Here is a 16,616-nt window from a genome sequence, read left to right on the forward strand (position 1 = left end):
CGGGCTCAGGTGGCGCTGCGCTCGCTCGCCTCGCGCAGGTCCTGTTGCGCGGCCGGCCCGTGGCCGGTGCCGGGGCGGCCGTCGCGGAGCAGGGTGCGCCAGTGCTCACGGCTCCAGTCCGCCGGGGCGGTGGTGGCGGTGAACTCCTGGACCAGGGCGACGAACCGGGCCGGGTCGGCGTGGAACGGGAAGTGCCCGGCGCCCTCGAAGATCTCCAGCCGGGCGCCGGGCATCGCCTCGCGGGCGCGGTGGGCGTGCCGCACCGGGACCACGCTGTCGCGGTCGCCCCACAGGAGCATGGTCGGCATCCCCTCGGTGAGATAGCAGCGGTCCAGCATGGTGACGACCTGGCCGCGCCAGTCGACGACCGCGCGCAGGGTGCGGACGAAGGCGTTGCGGGAGGTCTCGTCGGGGAGCGCGTCGACCAGGGTGAGCAGTTCCGGGGCGTCCTGGCCGAGGCCGGTGTCCAGGAGTTTCAGCAGGTGTACGGCCAGACCCACTTGGAGGCGCATGCCGGGCAGCCGCAGCGCGGACAGCATCAGGTGGGCGCCGGGGAGCGAGACGAGCCGGAGCACCGGGTTGACCTCGCGGCCCACCCCGCCCGCGCTGACCAGGATGAGCCGTTCGGTGCGCTCGGGGAACTGGTAGGCGAACTGCATCGCGACTCCCCCGCCGAGCGAGTGCCCGACGAGGGTCGCGGACTCGATGCCCAGGGTGGTCAGCAGATCCCGCACCCCGTTGGCGTAGGCGGCGACCGAGTAGTCGGCCCGCGGTTTGTCCGACTCGCCGTGGCCGAGCAGGTCGGGGGCGATCACGGTGTGGGTGCGGGCGAGGTCGGGGATGAGCCGGGCCCAGGTCGCCGAGGAGTCCCCGATGCCGTGGATGAGGACCAGGGCGGGCCCGTCCCCGGCGATGCGGTAGGCACGCCGGTAGCCGTGCACGACCCGGTGGCGCGCCACCAGTTCCCCGTCGCCCACCGGGCGCAGGTGCGCGGAGCGCTGCGGACGGCTGGGCACCGCTTCTGCCACGGCTCGGCCTCCCCCGCTGTCCCGGGCTCGCTGCGGCCCGGCCGGATTCCTCTCCTTCCAGGGTAGGAAGCCTTTTCCCCAGGGCGTTTCGGTGAGGTTTCGCCTCCGCTAAGCGAGCGAACCGAGGCCTGGCGCGGGGGCGTTGTCAGTGGCGACCGGCAAGCTGGGGGGTGCGCACCGCACACGCGGTGTGCCCGCGCCGTCCGGGCGCGTGACCTCGACGACCGACGGGGAGAGCCGACCGATGCACACCGCCGTACTGACCGACCGTGAGCGCGCCGCCGTCCAGGCCTATCTGAGGCTGCTGCACACCGTGCGTGCGGCCTTCGACGGGCCGCCCGACGCGCCTCGCCCCTTCATGGTGCCGCCGGCCGTGCTCGCCGAGGCCGAGGAGGCGCTGGCCGGGGCCGGACTGGCCGGCAACGAGAAGGCGTTCTTCCGGCTGCTGCACGACTGGTGTCCACCCACCTGAGCCGGCGCGGTGCGTCAGGGGTGCGGCACGACCACGGACGAGGTCAGTATGCCGTGCCCCACGCTCCAGCGGCCCTCGAAGAGCTGCAGCCGCCGCCCGCCGACCTCCGGTCCGGGGACGAGGAGGCGGGCGCGCAGGATGCCGTGCGGCCGCTCACCGGGCTCCGGGACGAGCTCGATGTCGGCCTCCATGAAGTCCAGCCACTTCCCGGTGAGGGGGAACCACGCCTTGTAGACGGATTCCTTGGCGCTGAACAGCAGCCGGTCCCAGTGTACGCCGGGCCACTCGGCCGCGAGCCGGGCGAGCCGCTGCCGCTCGGCGGGCAGCAGCACGGTCTCGGCGACGCCCTCGGGGAGCGCGGCGTGCGGTTCGGCGTCGATGCCGAGGGAGGCCAGGTCGGTGGCGCGGACCAGGGCGGCGGCGCAGTAGCCGTCGCAGTGGGTCATGCTGCCGGCCAGCCCGTCCGGCCAGCGCGGGGCGCCGCGCTCGCCGCTCACGACGGGCTGCGGCGGGACCCCGAGCTTCTCCATGGCGCTGCGGGCGCAGGCGCGCACGGCGGCGAACTCACGGCGGCGCTTGGGCACGGCCCGGGCGACCAGCGCCGCCTCCTCGGGGTAGAGCGGGGCCTCGCGGATCGCCTCGTCACCGAGCATCTCCACGGCCACCACCGAGTCCGGGAGCAGCTCCTCGATCACCGGTTCCGACCTCCATCGGCAGAATGCGGCGCAGCCGGCCCGGTTCCCCGGACCGCTTGCGCCACTCGCGGGGGTATCCCACGGAGACCTCTTCGAAGCGGACCCCGTCGTGCCAGGTGGTCCGGGGGATGTGCAGATGGCCGTAGACCATGGTCGCGACGCGGAACCGGCGGTGCCAGTCGGCGGTGCGGGTGGTGCCGCACCACATGGCGAACTCCGGGTACCAGAGCACGTCGGTGGGGTGCCGGTCCAGCGGATAGTGCCCGGCCAGCACGGTCGGCAGGTCCTCGGGCAGTTCGGCGAGCCGGCGTTCGGTGGCCTCGACCCGGGCTTGGCACCAGTCCTCGCGGGTCGGGTAGGGGTCGGGGTGCAGCAGGTACTCGTCGTTGCAGACGATGCCGGTGCCGTGCGCGTAGGCGAGGCCCTCCGCCTTGGTGGCGCAGCCGGCCGGCAGGAAGGAGTAGTCGTACAGCAGGAACAGCGGGGCCACGACGACGGGGCCGCCCGGGCCCTCCCAGAGCGGGTACGGGTCCTCGGGGGTGACCACGCCCAGTTCCCGGCAGAGGCCGACGAGATGCTCGTAGCGGGCGACTCCGCGGAGTGTGACCGGGTCCTTGGGATGGGTCCACAGGTCGTGGTTGCCGGGCGCCCACAGGACCTTGGAGAAGCGGCCGGCAAGGGTCTCCAGCGTCCAGCGGATGTCGGCGACGGTCTCCGCGACGTCCCCGGCGACGATCAGCCAGTCCCCGTCCGTTTCCGGACGCATCTTCTCGACGAGTTCGCGGTTCTCGGGGTACGAGATGTGCAGGTCGCTGATGGCCAGCAGCTGCCCGGCACCGGCCGTGGACTCCACCCCGTACCCCTTCCGATCATGTCGTCGGTCCCCACCACAACACACTTCGGGGGCCGGGAACAAGACCACCCGGCCGACGGCCCGTCAGCCGTCACCCGGCCGGTTCCGGGCCGTCAAGGAAACCGGCGCGGACGGTGCAGGAAAACGCGCGTGGACAGTACGGGGAAATCCGTAACACTGGCGTTGCACGCGGGGCCCCTTGAAAGCCGTATGATCCCCCCTAACACCACCGCCACGAACTTCCCTTCGTCCAGGGCGGTTTGGTGACCCTCCAACCACCCTGCCCGGGCACGGGCCCGCTGACCCCTGCCCGAAAACCCCGAAAGGCGGCTTTAATGCGCTCTCGCGTACGCGTCTGGCTCAACCGCACGTACGCGGAGAACGTGTTCTTCATGGATCAGCTGCGGAGAAATCCCAGCGACCGGGCGGTCGACATCCATGCGACGCACGGTGACGCCGACTCCCCCGTGCTGGCCGCCGCCGACACCGCCGACCTGGAGCCGGAGGGCCTGTCCCCGGCCGGCTATGTCGAGTACGCCCTCGACCAGTGCCAGCGCCGCGGCATCGACGTCTTCGTGCCCCGGCTGCACCAGTCGACGATCGTGGCCCACCGGGCCGACTTCGAGGCGGTCGGCACGGCCCTGCTGGCGCCGACGCCGGAGGCGACCGCCGTCTTCGAGGACAAGGCGACCGCCTACGAGGCGGTGAGCTCGGTGGGCGTCCCGGTGCCGCCCTGGTCGCGGGTCCGCACGGCGGACGAACTCATCGCCGCGGTCGAGGAGTTGGAGGCCGGCGGTCACAAGGCCTGCTTCAAGCCGGCCGCCGGTGCGGGCGGTGTGGGTTTCCGGGTGATCACGCGCGCCCCCTTCTCGCTCTTTCACCTCAACGGGTTCCCGGGGCCGTACGTCCAGCTCGACCTGGTCGTGGACGCGCTGCGCCGCGCCGACCAGCCGGTGGACTGGCTGGTGATGCCGCGCCTTGAGGAGCCGGAGGTGTCCGTCGACTGCCTCACGGGGCCCGACAACCGGATCCGGATGGCCGTGGGCCGCACCAAGAAGGGGCGCCGGCGCGGGTTCACCCTCGACGAGCAGTGGCTGAAGCCCGCGCGGATGATCGCCGAGGGCTTCGGGCTGCACTACCTGTCCAACATCCAGTTCCGCATGTACGGCGACCAGCCCGTGCTGCTCGACGTCAACACGCGTCCAGCTGGGGGATTGCACCAGCTGTCGCTCTGCGGGGTCAACGCGCCGTGGGCGGCCGTGCAGCTGGCGCTGGGCGAGGACCCCGGGGTGATCGAGCCGCCGTTCCTGGGGCAGGACTATGCGGTGGTGTCGGGGCCGAAGCCTGTCCTCCCGTCGGTTCCCGTGCAGCGGGAAGAGGCCGACACGGTGTTTGCGCCGGCGTTGCCCATGGAAGTGGAGTCTGTCGACGCTGCGGCTGCGGTGTTGCCGCTCTAGGTACGACGCCGACTGCGGGTCCGTTGTGGCTGGTCGCGCCCACGCGGCGGAGCCGCAAATCGAACACAGCCCCGCGCCCCTGTCGGGGCGCCTTGACTCACCGGTATGGACCAATTCACGTTCGTCTTCTTGACAGGTGGATTGGTCCATACCAACTTGGTTGCGCACCTCCTTGCACCTTCGTGCACTCCCGAACGCCCCCATTCCTTCAGGGAGATCGTGTGCGCAACTCGCTCAGACGTTCCAGACGTCGGATATTCGCTCTGCTCGGGTCCGCCGCTCTCGCGCTCGCCGGGGCCATCGCGCTGCCCGGTACCGCGCAGGCGGCCAACATCCTGTCCAACCCCGGCTTCGAGTCGGGGAGTCTCTCGCCGTGGTCCTGCTCCGGGAACCTCGGCTCGGTCGTGTCCTCCCCCGTGCACGGCGGCTCCAAGGCACTCGCGGGTGCCGTGAGTTCCAGTGACACCGCCCAGTGCACGCAGACCGTCGCCGTGCAGCCCAACACGACGTACTCGCTCAGCGGCTGGGTCCGCGGCTCGTACGTCTATCTCGGGGTGACCGGCGGCGCCTCCACCTGGACGACGTCGGCGTCCGCGTACAGCCAGCTGACCGTCTCCTTCACCACCGGGGCCTCGCAGACCAGCGCCCAGATCTACGTCCACGGGTGGTACGCCCAGGGGACGTACTACGCCGACGACATCAGCCTCGACGGGCCCGGCGGCAGCTCCGACACCCAGGCGCCCACCGCGCCGACGAACCTCACCTCCACCGGGAAGACCTCGTCGAGCGTGTCGCTGTCGTGGTCGGCCTCGACGGACAACGTCGGGGTGGCGGCGTACGACGTCTACCGCGGGTCGACCCTGGCGACGAGCGTCTCCGGGACCTCCGCCACGGTGAGCGGCCTTTCGGCCAGTACGGCGTACTCGTTCACGGTGAAGGCGCGGGACGCGGCCGGGAACGTGTCGGCCGCCTCCAACTCCGTGTCGGTGACGACGAGCGCGGGCAGCGGCGGCGGGACCGGCTTCAAGCAGGCCGCGCCCTACCTCTACGAGGGCTGGGGTGATCCGCCGAACCCGACCACGGTGATGAACGCGACCGGCATCAAGAACTTCACCATGGCCTTCGTGCTGGACTCGGGCGGCTGCACACCGGCCTGGGACGGCAGCCGGGCGCTGACCGGTGGCGCCGACCAGACCGCGATCAACCAGATCCGGGCGGCCGGCGGTGACGTCACCCCGTCGTTCGGCGGCTGGCAGGGCAGCAAGCTCGGCGCCAACTGCTCCTCGGCGAGCGCGCTGGCCGCGGCGATCCAGAAGGTGATCGACGCCTACGGCCTCAAGTCCGTCGACATGGACATCGAGAACACGGACGAGTTCGAGAACGAGGCCGTGCAGGCGAAGATCCTGACCGCCCTCAAGACGGTCAAGGCCAACAACTCCGGCCTGAAGACGATCGTCACCTTCGGGACGTCCACCACCGGTCCGACGTACTACGGCAACCGGCTGATCGAACAGGCTCAGTCGATCGGCGCGGACATCGACGTCTTCACGATCATGCCGTTCGACTTCGGCGGCGGCTCCGACATGTACGGCAACACCGTCGCCGCGGCCGAGGGGCTGAAGACCAAGCTGAAGTCCACGTTCGGCTGGGACGACGCGACGGCCTACGCGCACATCGGGATCTCCGGTATGAACGGCCTGTCCGACCAGCAGGAGAACACCACTCCGGCGATCTGGACGCAGATCCGCGACTGGGGGAACTCGCACCACATCGCCCGGCTCGCGTTCTGGGCGGCGAACCGGGACCGCGGCTGCGCGGGCGGCGGAGTGGTGAGCAACTGCTCCGGGATCAGCCAGAGCGACTGGCAGTTCACCTCGATCACGGCCGGCTTCACCGGCTGAGCGAGCGCTGAGCGGACGGAGACCGTCGGCGTGGGGGTGCCTAGACCGGGTACCCCCACGCCTTCGCTATCTCGGCCAGCCGGGGCGGGAGTTCGGCGGTCGGGTCGGCCTGGCGGGCGGCCTGGATCTTCCCGGACCTGATCTCCTTGCTCCAGTCGCCGAGCTTCGGCCTGAACGTGCCGTGGTCCTGCTTGCCGTAGTCGAGCATGCCGCTCTCCCACGGGACGCCGAGGTACGCGCACAGGCCGCGGGTGACGCGCTCCGGGTCGGCGGTGAGGTCCTCGTAGGTGATGACGTGGGCGCCGGTAAGGCTCTGGCGGGCCTCTTCGAGCTTCTCCGCGTAGTTCAGGACCTCGGCGCGGATCGCCTCGTGGTTGGGTTCGGCGCGGCGGCTGGTCAGGGACTGGATGACGGCGCCGGGGTGGCGCAGCAGCAGGACGAACCGGGCCTCGGGCCAACATCGGTGCAGCCGCGGCCAGATGAGCGTGTTCGGCGGGGTCTTGTCGACGATGACGTCCTTGCCGCTGCGGCTGAGCTCCAGGTGCAGCACCCGGTCCCACAGCACGTGCTCCAGCTCCTCGCGGTCGAGGGCGAGCTCCTTCATGGCGTCCGCGGTGAACTCCCGGGACATGCGGACGTGGACCGTGCGCAGATGCATCTCGTGCGGGGCCCGGATGCGGCTGTGGCTGTTCAGCAGGACCCGCAGCAGCGTGGAGCCGGAGCGCACCGAGGAGAGCACGAAGGCCGGGGACTCCACCAGGCGCGGGGCGAGCGGGGCCGTGTAGTCGACGGGGGCCTGCTTCGGCCGCTCGGCCGGGCGCTGGGTGGGGATGGCGTCCAGGGTCTTGCGGGGCGGGCTCACCGCCTGCGCCATGAGGCGGCCGCGGCGCCTCAGCCCCTTGGCGATCGCAGACATTCGCGGGTCTCGCACGGTGATGCCTTTCTGTCGTCCCTGCCGTCCCGCATCCCAGGCGTGCCAGGCGAACTCAAGGTGTCCGGGAGGGAAACCAGCAGGGTCACGGCGACCGGAAAAGCCGCCGTGACCTGCCCGCTTACCCTTCTCTTAATTCTTCATATGAGAAATCCAGACTTATGGTTCGAATCTGGTCAGAACCGGCCGGATCCGCGGTACAGCTCCAGCTCGCCGTCCAGTTCGACGGCGAGGACGGTGGCGTACGGGTCGAGGTCGGCCGCGGCCGGCGGGTCGATCCACAGCACGCCGACCGCGTCGTGCAGCCCGCCGATCACCCGGTGGCCGAGTTCGGTGCCGGTGCCGAGGACGGTGACCCGGTTCACCTCGGTCGCCAGTCCCCGGACGCCGATCTCGGCGCGGGGGGCGTCGAACAGCGTGAGGTAGAGGGTGCGCCGGTCGGCGGAGAGGGTGCTCGGGCCGTAGTGGTGCCCGGCCGGCAGGCCGCGCCCGGTCCCGTACACCGCCTCCGCGTGCCTGCGGATCCACTCCCCCAGCCCTTCGAGGCGCTCGACCTGCGGCTGCGGGACGGTGCCGTCCTCCATGGGACCGACGTCGAGCAGCAGGTTGCCGCCGCCGCCGATGGTCTCGGTGAAGTAGCGGATCAGCTGGGCGAGGGACTTGTGGTTGTGGTCGTGGTGCTGGTAGCCCCACGAGTCGTTGATCGTCAGGCACAGCTCCCAGGGGCCGTCCGGCGGCACGATGGGGGCGCCCTGCTCGGGCGTCGCGTAGTCGCCCTCGCTGAGCATGCGCGCGTTGAAGACGACGTGCGGGACGTACGACCGGATCAGCGAGGCGAGTTCGGGGATCCGCCACTGCTCCTCGCTGCGGTCCCACTCCCCGTCGAACCACATCAGGTCCGGCCGGAAGCGGGAGGCCAACTCCCGTATCTGGCCGTCCCGGTAGGTGAGGAAGCGTTCCCAGGCGGCCAGGTCCTCGTGCTCGGCCGCGACCTCCGAGTAGCGGTTGTCCTCCAGCTCCGGCGGGCGGCCCGGCTTGCGCGTGGAGGCGTAGTCGGGGTGGTTCCAGTCGGAGTGCGAGTAGTAGAGGCCGACCTTGAGGCCGTTCTCACGCAGGGCCTCGGCGTAGGGGCCGAGGTAGTCCCGGCCGAGGTTGAGGTCTCCGTACGCCGTGTCCCACAGGGCCACACCGTCGTGGTGACGGCTCGTCAGCACGGCGTACTTCGCGCCGGCGCGGGCGAACAGGTCCGCCCACGCCTTCGGGTCGTAGTGGGCGCCGGTGAAGCGGTCCAGCTGGGACATGTACTGCTCGTGCGGAACGATGTCGTCGTAGAAGGACCAGGACTCCTGGACCCCGTCCACGGCGTAGATGCCCCAGTGCACGAAGATCCCCAGCTTGGCGTCGGTGAACCAGGGTTGCATGGCCATCCGGTCAGCTCCTGCGCAGGCGGAGGGTGAGGATCTGGAAGGGGCGCAGCGTGACGGGGACACTGTCGCCGTCGGTGGCGGCGTCCTCCAGGGGGCGCTCCAGGAGGTCGGTCACCTGGGCGCCGGCCAGCGGGAAGCCGGTGCGCAGGACGCCCTCGGCGCGGCCGCCCCGGGACTCGTAGAGGCGGACCACGACATCGCCGGAGGCGTCGTCGGCGAGCTTGACCGCCTCGACGGTCACGCCCGCGCCGTCCACGGAGACGACCGGCTGCGGCTCGCCGGCCGCGTCGGCCACCCGGAGCGGGAGGTTGAGGGCGTAGCCCGCCGCGACCGCGTCCTCGATGCTCGCGCCGGGGAGCAGGGAGTAGGTGATGCGGTGGCGGCCCTGGTCGGCGCCCGGGTCCGGGACGCGCGGGGCGCGGACCAGGGAGAGGCGGACCGTGGTGGTCGTACCGCCGTCCTCGCGGACCGTGCGGGAGACGTCGTGGCCGTACGTCGAGTCGTTGACGACGGCGACGCCGTAGCCGGGTTCGGCGAGGTGCACCCAGCGGTGGCCGGAGACCTCGAAGCGGGCCGCCTCCCAGGTGGTGTTGGTGTGCGTGGGCCGCTGGACGTGGCCGAACTGGATCTCGGCGGAGGAGTGCGCGGCGCGGATGTCCACCGGGAAGCCGGCCTTGAGGAACTTCTCGGCCTCGTGCCAGTCGATGTCCGTCTCGAAGTCGATCCGGGGGCTGCCGGCCCGGACGGTGACCGTCTGGGTGATCGTCGAGCCGTTGCCGAACGGGCGCGTGATCCGGACCGAGCCGAGCAGCGGGTCCGTGTCGGCGACCGTGATCTCCGAGGGGTCGAGCAGGTCGGTGTAGCGGTTCTTGTAGTGCTTGTCGACGTCCCAGGCGTCCCAGTAGTTGGGGAGGTCGGTGTGCAGGCGGAGCAGGTTGCCCTGGCCGGCCAGGACCTCACGGTGCGCCCGGTGGTCGTACACGGACGACAGGGTGCCGTCCGCGGCGATCTCCACCCGGACGAGGCCGTTGTCGATGACCCGGCCCTCGACCGTCACCGGCTGCGGGGCCTCGGCGGCGGCCGTCAGGGGCGCGCTGCCGCTCGCGGGGACCTCGACGTAGACGGGGGTGCCCGCGGCGTCCCGGACGACCTCTGCGCGGCCGTAGGGGCTGGTGTTGAAGACGCGGGCGGTGCCGCCGCCCAGCGCGCTGACCGCCTCGGCGGTCAGCGCCTCCAGCTCTTCGGCGACGCGGGCGTACTCGGCCTCGGCCTCACGGTGCACCCAGGCGATCGAGGAGCCGGGCAGGATGTCGTGGAACTGGTGGAGCAGGACCGTCTTCCAGAGCCGGTCGAGCTTCTCGTGCGGGTAGGCGTAGCCGGGCGCGTGCAGCGCGGCCGTCGTGGCCCACAGCTCGGCCTCGCGCAGCTTGTGCTCGCTGCGCCGGTTGCCCTGCTTGGTGCGGGCCTGCGAGGTGTAGGTGGCGCGGTGCAGCTCCAGGTAGAGCTCGCCGACCCAGACCGGGGCGTCCTCGTACTCGGCGCGGGCCTTGGCGAAGAAGGCGTCCGGGTGCTCGACCTCGACCTTCGCGGAGCCCTCCAGGTCCTTCAGGCGGCGGGCCCGCTCCATGATCTCGCGGGTGGGGCCGCCACCGCCGTCGCCCCAGCCGAAGGGGGCGAGCGAGCGGGTGGCGGCGCCCTTCTCGGCGTACTGGCGGACCGCGCGGGACATCTCCTCGCCGCTGAAGCGGGCGTTGTAGGTGTCGACCGGCGGGAAGTGCGTGAAGATGCGGGTGCCGTCGATGCCCTCCCACCAGAAGGTGTGGTGGGGGAACGTGTTGGTCTGGTTCCAGGAGATCTTCTGGGTGAGGAACCACTCGTTGCCGGCGAGCTTGGCGAGCTGCGGGTAGGCCGCGTTGTAGCCGAAGGAGTCGGGCAGCCAGACGCCCTTGGTCTCGATGCCGAAGTGCTCGATGAAGAACCGCTTGCCGTGCACGAGCTGGCGGGCGATCGCCTCGCCGCCGGGGAGGTTGCCGTCGGACTCGACCCACATGCCGCCGACCGGCGCCCACTGGCCCTTCTTCACCGACTCCTGGATGCGGGCCCAGACCTGCGGGTAGTTGTCGCGCACCCACTCGTACTGCTGGGCCTGCGAGCAGGCGAAGACGAACTCCTCGTACTCCTCCGCGAGGGAGGTGACGTTGGAGAAGGTCCGGGAGGTCTTGCGCTTGGTCTCGCGGATCGGCCAGAGCCAGGCCGAGTCGATGTGGGCGTGGCCGACGCCGGAGATGCGGTGGGCGCTGGCGTGCGCGGGCTTGGACAGCGCCGGCTTCAGGGCCTCGCGGACGGCGGCGGCAGAGCCGGAGATGTCGTCCAGGTCCAGCAGGTCCATCGCGTGGTCGAGGGCGTGCATGATCTCGTGGCGGCGCGGGTCGTGCTCGCCGAGCTCCAGCATCAGCTCCTTCAGCACCTGGACGTCGAGGTCGAGGTGCCAGACGTCCTCGTCGAGGACGGCGATGTCGGCGCGCTTGAAGGTGTAGAGCGGCTTGTCGCCGGCCGTCAGCACGTCGCCCAGGAGCGTGGGCTCGGCGAAGTCGTTGGCGAGGATGTCGGGGTTGGAGGCGGCCTCGACCAGGTAGTCGATCACCTCGCCGCCGGCCGCCGGGTTCGCGATCCGTACGTACTGGTTGAGCGGGTTGACCGCCTTCAGGGGGGTCCCGTCGGTGAGGTGGACCAGGGCCTCGGCCTGGTTGCCCGGCCAGTCGCCCGTGAACCCGAGGTCGATGACCGCCTCGACGCGGCGGCCCGCGAACTCGGCCGGCACCTGGCCGCGCATCCGGAACCAGGTGGTGCCCCAGGGCGGGCCCCACGGGGTGTCCATGGCGAACGGCTCGTAGGCGGCGGCCGCGGCCTCCTCGAAGGACACCGGCTCCCCGGGGGCCTGCCAGGCGGACACCTCGAAGGGGACGGTGGCCGCGTAGACCGCGGGCTTGATGCGCTGGTTGTGGAGTCGCTCTACGCGCTCCTCGATCCGGCGGCGTTCGTCGTGCATGGGAAGTCTCCAGAAGAGGTTTGGAAAGCGCTTTCCGAGCGGCTGGTTACTTAAGATACGCGAGGCCCGGGTGGACCTCGGTGTATCCCTCCACCAGGCGTCGGGCCACGTTCACCGAGTCGACCAGCGGGTGCAGCGCGAACGCCTTCACGGCCGTCGTACGGGAGCCGGACTCGGCGGCGGCGAGCACCTCGCGCTCCACCGCCTTGACCGCGCAGACGAGGCCCGTGGCGTGGTCGGGCAGCGGGGCGACGGCGACCGGGTGGGCGCCGTTGGCGTCGACCAGGCAGGGCACCTCGATGACGGCCTCGCCGTCGAGCACCGAGAGGGTGGAGCGGTTGCGGACGTTGAGGATCAGGGTGGTGCGCTCGTCGCGGGCGATGGCCCGCATCAGGGCGAGGGCGACCTTCTCGTAGCCGCCGGACAGGTCGTCGGCGTCGCGCTCGCCCGCGCCGGCCGTCTCCCGGTTCTCGGCCATGTAGGTGGCCTCGCGCTCGGCGCGGGTGCGGTCCCAGACGTCCAGGGCCTTCGCGCCCGGCTCGGCGACCGCCCCGTAGAAGTGCGCCTGCTGGTCGCGCAGGAACGCGCCGCGGGTCTTCTCGGCCTGCTGGTAGGCGCGGACGGCCTCGCGGTTGAAGTAGTAGTAGTGCAGGTACTCGTTGGGGATGGCGCCGAGGGACTGGAGCCAGTCGACGCCGAAGAGCTTGCCCTCCTCGAAGGAGCCGAGCAGGTCGGGGTCGGCGAGCAGGCGCGGGAGCTCGTCGCGGCCCGCGATGTGCAGGCCGCGCACCCAGCCGAGGTGATTGAGGCCGACGTAGTCGATCCACGCTTCCTTCGGGTTCCCGCCGAGTACGCGGGCGATCCGGCGGCCGAGGCCCACCGGGGAGTCGCAGATGCCGATGACGCGGTCGCCCAGGTGCCGGGACATGGCCTCGGTGACGAGGCCCGCGGGGTTGGTGAAGTTGATGACCCAGGCGTCGGGGGCGAGCCGGGCCACCCGCCGGGCGATGTCGACGGCGACCGGCACGGTCCGCAGGCCGTAGGCGATGCCGCCGGCGCCGACCGTCTCCTGGCCGAGGACACCCTCGGCGAGGGCCACCCGCTCGTCGTTCGCCCTGCCCTCCAGGCCGCCGACCCGGATCGCCGAGAAGACGAAGTCGGCGCCGGTGAGGGCCTCGTCCAGGTCGGTCGTGGCGGTCACGGCGGGGGCGCCCGGGACGCCGGCCGCCTGTTCGGCCAGGACCCGCGCGACCGCGGACAGCCGGCCGGCGTCGAGGTCGTACAGCACAACCTCGGTGACCCGCCCCTCGGCCCGGTCCGTCAGCAGTGCGCCGTACACGAGCGGCACGCGGAACCCGCCGCCGCCCAGAATCGTCAGTTTCACGCTTGAGCCTTTCCTGCCAGGACCACCTCGACACCGGCCTCCTCCAGGGCGGCTCGGGTCGCCGGATCCACCGGCGCGTTGGTCACCACCATGTCCAGGTCCCCGGGACCGCAGACCTTCGCCATGCCCGTGCCCGGGAACTTGGCGGCATCGGCGAGCAGCACGACCTTGTCGCTCGCCCCGATCATGGCGCGCTTGACCGGCACCTCCACGACCGTCGTGTCCATCACCTGCCCGCCCGGGCGCACCCCGCTGGTACCGAGGAACAGCCAGTCGGCGTGCAGCTGGCGCAGGTTGTCCTCGGTGAGGAAACCGACCAGTGAGCGGTACTCGCGGCGGAGCATGCCGCCGAGCAGCACCAGCTCGATGCCCTCGTCGTCGGCGAGCTCCTCGTAGACCACCAGGTTGCTGGTGATCACGGTGAGGCGGCGGCCGTGCAGCTGGCGGGCGAGCCGGAACGCGGTGGTACCGATGTCGAGCAGCACCGACTGGCCGTCCTCGACCAGCGCCGCCGCCCGCGCGGCTATCGCGTCCTTCTCGGCCACCCGCACCTCGGCCACCTCGGCGAAGGGCTGGTCGCCCTCCTCCACGACCGCGCCGCCGTGGACACGTGTGAGCAGCCCGTCCTCCTCCAGCTTGACCAGGTCGCGCCGGATCGTGGCCGGGCTCACGTTCAGTTGCTCGGAGAGGTCGGTCACAGAGGCGGGGCCACCGGCGCGCAGGGCCCGCAGGATGAGTTGGTGTCGTCGTTCTGCCAGCACGCGGCGAACACTACTCGTCATCTTCAATCAAATCCATGCTCAGTTCTGCTCGGGTATTGACCAATCTCTCGGAGCAGCGCACGATTCCCGCATCAAAATGACGAGTTTTGACGAGAGGCTGTGCGTGTGGACGACGACAGGCCCGATGTCCTGCTGACCGGGCTGCTCTTCTACGACCTCGTCCTGACGGGGCTGGGAAAGCCCCCGACACCGGGCGAGGAGATCTGGACGGCCGGCATGGGCTGCGGCCCCGGCGGCATCGCGAACCTCGCGGTGGCCGCGTCCCGCTTCGGTCTGCGCACCTCGCTGGCCACGGTCTTCGGGGACGACTTCTACGGCGAGTACTGCCGGGACGTCCTGTGCGACCAGGAGGACATCGACCTCTCGCTCTCCCGCACCGCGGACGGCTGGCCCACCCCCGTCACCGTCTCGCTCGCCACCGGCCAGGACCGGGCCCTCGTCACCCACGGCCAGGAACCCCCGTACTCGCAGGACGCGCTGATGGGCGACCCGCCCGAGGCCCGCACGGCGCTCGTGCACATCGAGGCCGAGCCGCGCGAGTGGATCGCCAAGGCGGCGGCGAACGGCACCCATGTCTACGCCGACGTCGGCTGGGACCCCACCCAGGAGTGGTCCCGCGACCTCCTCGACCAGCTGGCCCTGTGCCACGCCTTCCTCCCGAACGAGACCGAGGCGATGGCCTACACCCGCACCGACACTGCGGTGGCGGCACTCGGCACGCTCGCGGAGCTGGTGCCGGTGGCCGTCGTCACCCGGGGCGGGGACGGCGCGGTGGCCGTCGACCAGACCACCGGCGAGTACGCCGAGGTCCCCGCGCTCGACGTCGAGGTCCTGGACGCCACGGGCGCCGGGGACGTCTTCGGGGCGAGCTTCGTCACGGCCTCCCTCGGCGGCTGGCCGCTTGCCGAGCGGCTGCGGTTCGCCGTCCTCGCGGCCGGTCTGTCCGTCCAGCACCACGGCGGCGCCCTCGCGGCCCCCGGCTGGTACGGCGTGGACCGCTGGTGGCACTCACTGACCGACCCCGAACTGAAGAAGACGTACGGCTTCCTCGCCGACCGCCTGCCGGCGGACGTGGGCCCCCCGGTGCACCACGCCCCGGTCACCCCGCCCGCCCGGCCGCACTGACCCGTACCCGCACCCGCCTGCAGCCCGACACCCCACGCCCGACGCCCCCACAGCCCAACGCCCCACAGCCCCCACGATCCACAGCACCAACGCCCCTCAGTACCACGAACAGGAACAACAGGAGTGACCCGTGGACCTTTCACGTAGAGGCTTCCTCCAGGCCGCCGCGCTCACCGCGGCCGCGTCCGGCCTGACCGTCGCATGCGGCGGCTCCGGATCGAGCGGTACCAAGAACGGCAAGAACCTCACCCTGTGGTACTGGGGCGGTGCGCTCAGCGACAAGGTGGTCGCGGAGGCGAAGACCCACTTCAGCAGCCAGGTCAAGCTGACCGCCTCGTCGATCGGCGGCGACTTCAAGCAGAAGCTCACCACCACGCTCGCCGCGGGCGGCTCCTCCGTGCCCGACATCACCGGCATCAAGGGCGAGGACATAGCCTCCTTCCTGCCCAACGCCTCCCGCTTCCTCGACCTGAACGACCTGGGCTTCAAGAAGCTCTCCTCGCAGTACCTGGGCTGGAAGACCAAGCTCGCCCAGACCAGCGACGGCAAGCAGATCGGTTTCCCGATCGACATCGGCCCCACCGCGCTCTTCTACCGCGAGGACCTGTTCGCCAAGGCCGGCGTGGCCACCGACCCCGACAAGGTCGCCGCGCTGGTCACGACCTGGGAGGACTACTTCACGCTCGGCACCGAGCTGCAGAAGAAGAACCCCGGCACCTACCTGGTCAACAACATCAGCTCCGTCTTCAACATCGTGGTCGGCCAGGGCACCCAGCGGTTCATCGACAAGAACAACCACTTCATCGGTGACAAGGACCACATCCGCAGCGCGTGGACCACGGCCGTCCGCCCCTACACCCTGGGCATCGACGCCAAGATCAACGACAACAGCTGGAACGCCGCCGTCGGCAAGAACCTCCTCACCGAGCTCGGCGCCGCCTGGCACGCGCTGGACATCGAGCAGGCCGCGCCCCAGACCAAGGGCAAGTGGCGGGTCTGCGCGAACCCGGTCGGACCGGCCAACCAGGGCGGCTCCTACCTGGCGCTGCCCAAGCAGTGCCGGAACCCCGAGGAAGCCTTCAAGATCATCAGCTGGATCCTCAGCCCCGCCAACGACGCCCGCGGGTTCACCGACGCCGCCATCTTCCCGGCCGCCCCGGCCGCCTACACCATGCCGGCCATGACGGGCCCCGACGCCTTCTTCGGCGGACAGAAGATCATCGAGGTCTTCGGCCCGGCCGCCAAGGCCGTCCCGAACAGCTACGAGGCGCCGGCCGACGCGGCCGTCATGGCCCCGTACATGACGGAGCTGACCAACATCGAGGCCAAGGGCAAGAAGCCCGACGACGCCTGGAACGACGCGGTCAGCCAGGCCAAGCAGATCGCCCGGCGCCAGGGGGTGAACTGAGGTGACGTCACCTCCGGTCACCGGTCCCGCCGCGGTGCCCGAGCACCGCGGCGGGGCGGGCCCCGCCCCGGTGCCCCCCCGGCGCGCCCCCCCCGCCGGCCCCC

Annotated in this window: 13 protein-coding genes; 5 read left to right on the top strand and 8 right to left on the bottom strand. The window is 71.2% G+C overall.

From position 1 onward, the window contains the following. Positions 1 to 5: 5 nt before the first annotated feature. Complete coding sequence (locus ABZ887_RS47130) at positions 6 to 1,028, bottom strand: alpha/beta fold hydrolase (RefSeq protein WP_361305142.1); 1,023 nt, start codon at positions 1,026 to 1,028, stop codon at positions 6 to 8. Positions 1,029 to 1,272: 244 nt separating this feature from the next. Here ABZ887_RS47130 and ABZ887_RS47135 point away from each other — a divergent pair, with 244 nt between their 5' ends. After that, on the top strand, positions 1,273 to 1,500 hold the full coding sequence (locus ABZ887_RS47135; RefSeq protein WP_361305144.1) for a hypothetical protein: 228 nt from the start codon (positions 1,273 to 1,275) through the stop codon (positions 1,498 to 1,500). A 14-nt stretch (positions 1,501 to 1,514) separates the two neighbouring features. On the opposite strand, the gene ABZ887_RS47140 is transcribed toward ABZ887_RS47135, so the two are convergent. Further along, the gene (locus ABZ887_RS47140; protein ID WP_361305146.1) at positions 1,515 to 2,195 is read right to left on the bottom strand and encodes a 4'-phosphopantetheinyl transferase superfamily protein; all 681 of its coding nucleotides are present in this window, start codon (positions 2,193 to 2,195) and stop codon (positions 1,515 to 1,517) included. Further along, positions 2,143 to 3,048, bottom strand: a complete 906-nt coding sequence (locus tag ABZ887_RS47145) for a metallophosphoesterase (RefSeq protein WP_361305148.1) — start codon at positions 3,046 to 3,048, stop codon at positions 2,143 to 2,145. The genes ABZ887_RS47140 and ABZ887_RS47145 overlap by 53 nt, the downstream gene beginning before the upstream one ends. Positions 3,049 to 3,383: 335 nt before the next feature. Between ABZ887_RS47145 and ABZ887_RS47150 the strand changes: the two genes are divergently transcribed. Both ABZ887_RS47150 and ABZ887_RS47155 read left to right on the top strand, forming a co-directional pair. Then, positions 3,384 to 4,505 (top strand): ATP-grasp domain-containing protein, encoded by a 1,122-nt coding sequence (locus ABZ887_RS47150; RefSeq protein WP_361305150.1) that lies wholly within the window; start codon positions 3,384 to 3,386, stop codon positions 4,503 to 4,505. Between the two features lie 221 nt (positions 4,506 to 4,726). Further along, positions 4,727 to 6,406, top strand: a complete 1,680-nt coding sequence (locus ABZ887_RS47155; RefSeq protein WP_361305152.1) for a carbohydrate binding domain-containing protein — start codon at positions 4,727 to 4,729, stop codon at positions 6,404 to 6,406. A gap of 40 nt (positions 6,407 to 6,446) precedes the next feature. Here ABZ887_RS47155 and ABZ887_RS47160 read toward each other — a convergent pair whose 3' ends face one another. The 5 genes from ABZ887_RS47160 to ABZ887_RS47180 form a co-directional block, all read right to left on the bottom strand. Then, positions 6,447 to 7,322 (bottom strand): sulfotransferase, encoded by an 876-nt coding sequence (locus tag ABZ887_RS47160; protein ID WP_361305154.1) that lies wholly within the window; start codon positions 7,320 to 7,322, stop codon positions 6,447 to 6,449. A 191-nt stretch (positions 7,323 to 7,513) separates the two neighbouring features. Continuing rightward, the gene (locus tag ABZ887_RS47165; RefSeq protein ID WP_361305156.1) at positions 7,514 to 8,764 is read right to left on the bottom strand and encodes an alpha-L-fucosidase; all 1,251 of its coding nucleotides are present in this window, start codon (positions 8,762 to 8,764) and stop codon (positions 7,514 to 7,516) included. A 4-nt stretch (positions 8,765 to 8,768) separates the two neighbouring features. Continuing rightward, positions 8,769 to 11,813 carry a glycoside hydrolase family 38 C-terminal domain-containing protein gene (locus ABZ887_RS47170; protein WP_361305158.1) on the bottom strand — a complete coding sequence of 1,015 codons (3,045 nt, stop codon included), beginning with the start codon at positions 11,811 to 11,813 and terminating at the stop codon, positions 8,769 to 8,771. Between the two features lie 46 nt (positions 11,814 to 11,859). Further along, positions 11,860 to 13,197, bottom strand: coding sequence for a 6-phospho-beta-glucosidase (locus ABZ887_RS47175; protein ID WP_361305160.1), 1,338 nt, complete (start codon positions 13,195 to 13,197; stop codon positions 11,860 to 11,862). Beyond that, a complete protein-coding gene (locus ABZ887_RS47180) occupies positions 13,194 to 13,958 on the bottom strand; it encodes a DeoR/GlpR family DNA-binding transcription regulator (protein WP_361305162.1) in 765 nt (254 codons plus the stop codon). Before ABZ887_RS47180 ends, ABZ887_RS47175 begins: the two co-directional genes overlap by 4 nt. A gap of 126 nt (positions 13,959 to 14,084) precedes the next feature. Between ABZ887_RS47180 and ABZ887_RS47185 the strand changes: the two genes are divergently transcribed. Then, positions 14,085 to 15,104, top strand: a complete 1,020-nt coding sequence (locus ABZ887_RS47185) for a carbohydrate kinase family protein (RefSeq protein WP_361305164.1) — start codon at positions 14,085 to 14,087, stop codon at positions 15,102 to 15,104. Between the two features lie 130 nt (positions 15,105 to 15,234). Next, entirely contained in the window at positions 15,235 to 16,512 is a 1,278-nt protein-coding gene (locus ABZ887_RS47190) for an extracellular solute-binding protein (RefSeq protein ID WP_361305166.1), read from the top strand. The last annotated feature ends 104 nt before the right edge of the window (positions 16,513 to 16,616 follow it).

Source organism: Streptomyces sp. NPDC047061, assembly GCF_040643955.1.
Classification (GTDB): Bacteria; Actinomycetota; Actinomycetes; order Streptomycetales; family Streptomycetaceae; genus Streptomyces.

What these genes read in the sequence shown, in the direction of transcription:
- ABZ887_RS47160 (WP_361305154.1), bottom strand. Translation starts at nt 7,322, where the DNA reads ATGTCTGCGATCGCCAAGGGGCTGAGGCGCCGCGGCCGCCTCATGGCG.
- ABZ887_RS47135 (WP_361305144.1), top strand. Translation starts at nt 1,273, where the DNA reads ATGCACACCGCCGTACTGACCGACCGTGAGCGCGCCGCCGTCCAGGCC.
- ABZ887_RS47150 (WP_361305150.1), top strand. Translation starts at nt 3,384, where the DNA reads ATGCGCTCTCGCGTACGCGTCTGGCTCAACCGCACGTACGCGGAGAAC.
- ABZ887_RS47170 (WP_361305158.1), bottom strand. Translation starts at nt 11,813, where the DNA reads ATGCACGACGAACGCCGCCGGATCGAGGAGCGCGTAGAGCGACTCCAC.
- ABZ887_RS47165 (WP_361305156.1), bottom strand. Translation starts at nt 8,764, where the DNA reads ATGGCCATGCAACCCTGGTTCACCGACGCCAAGCTGGGGATCTTCGTG.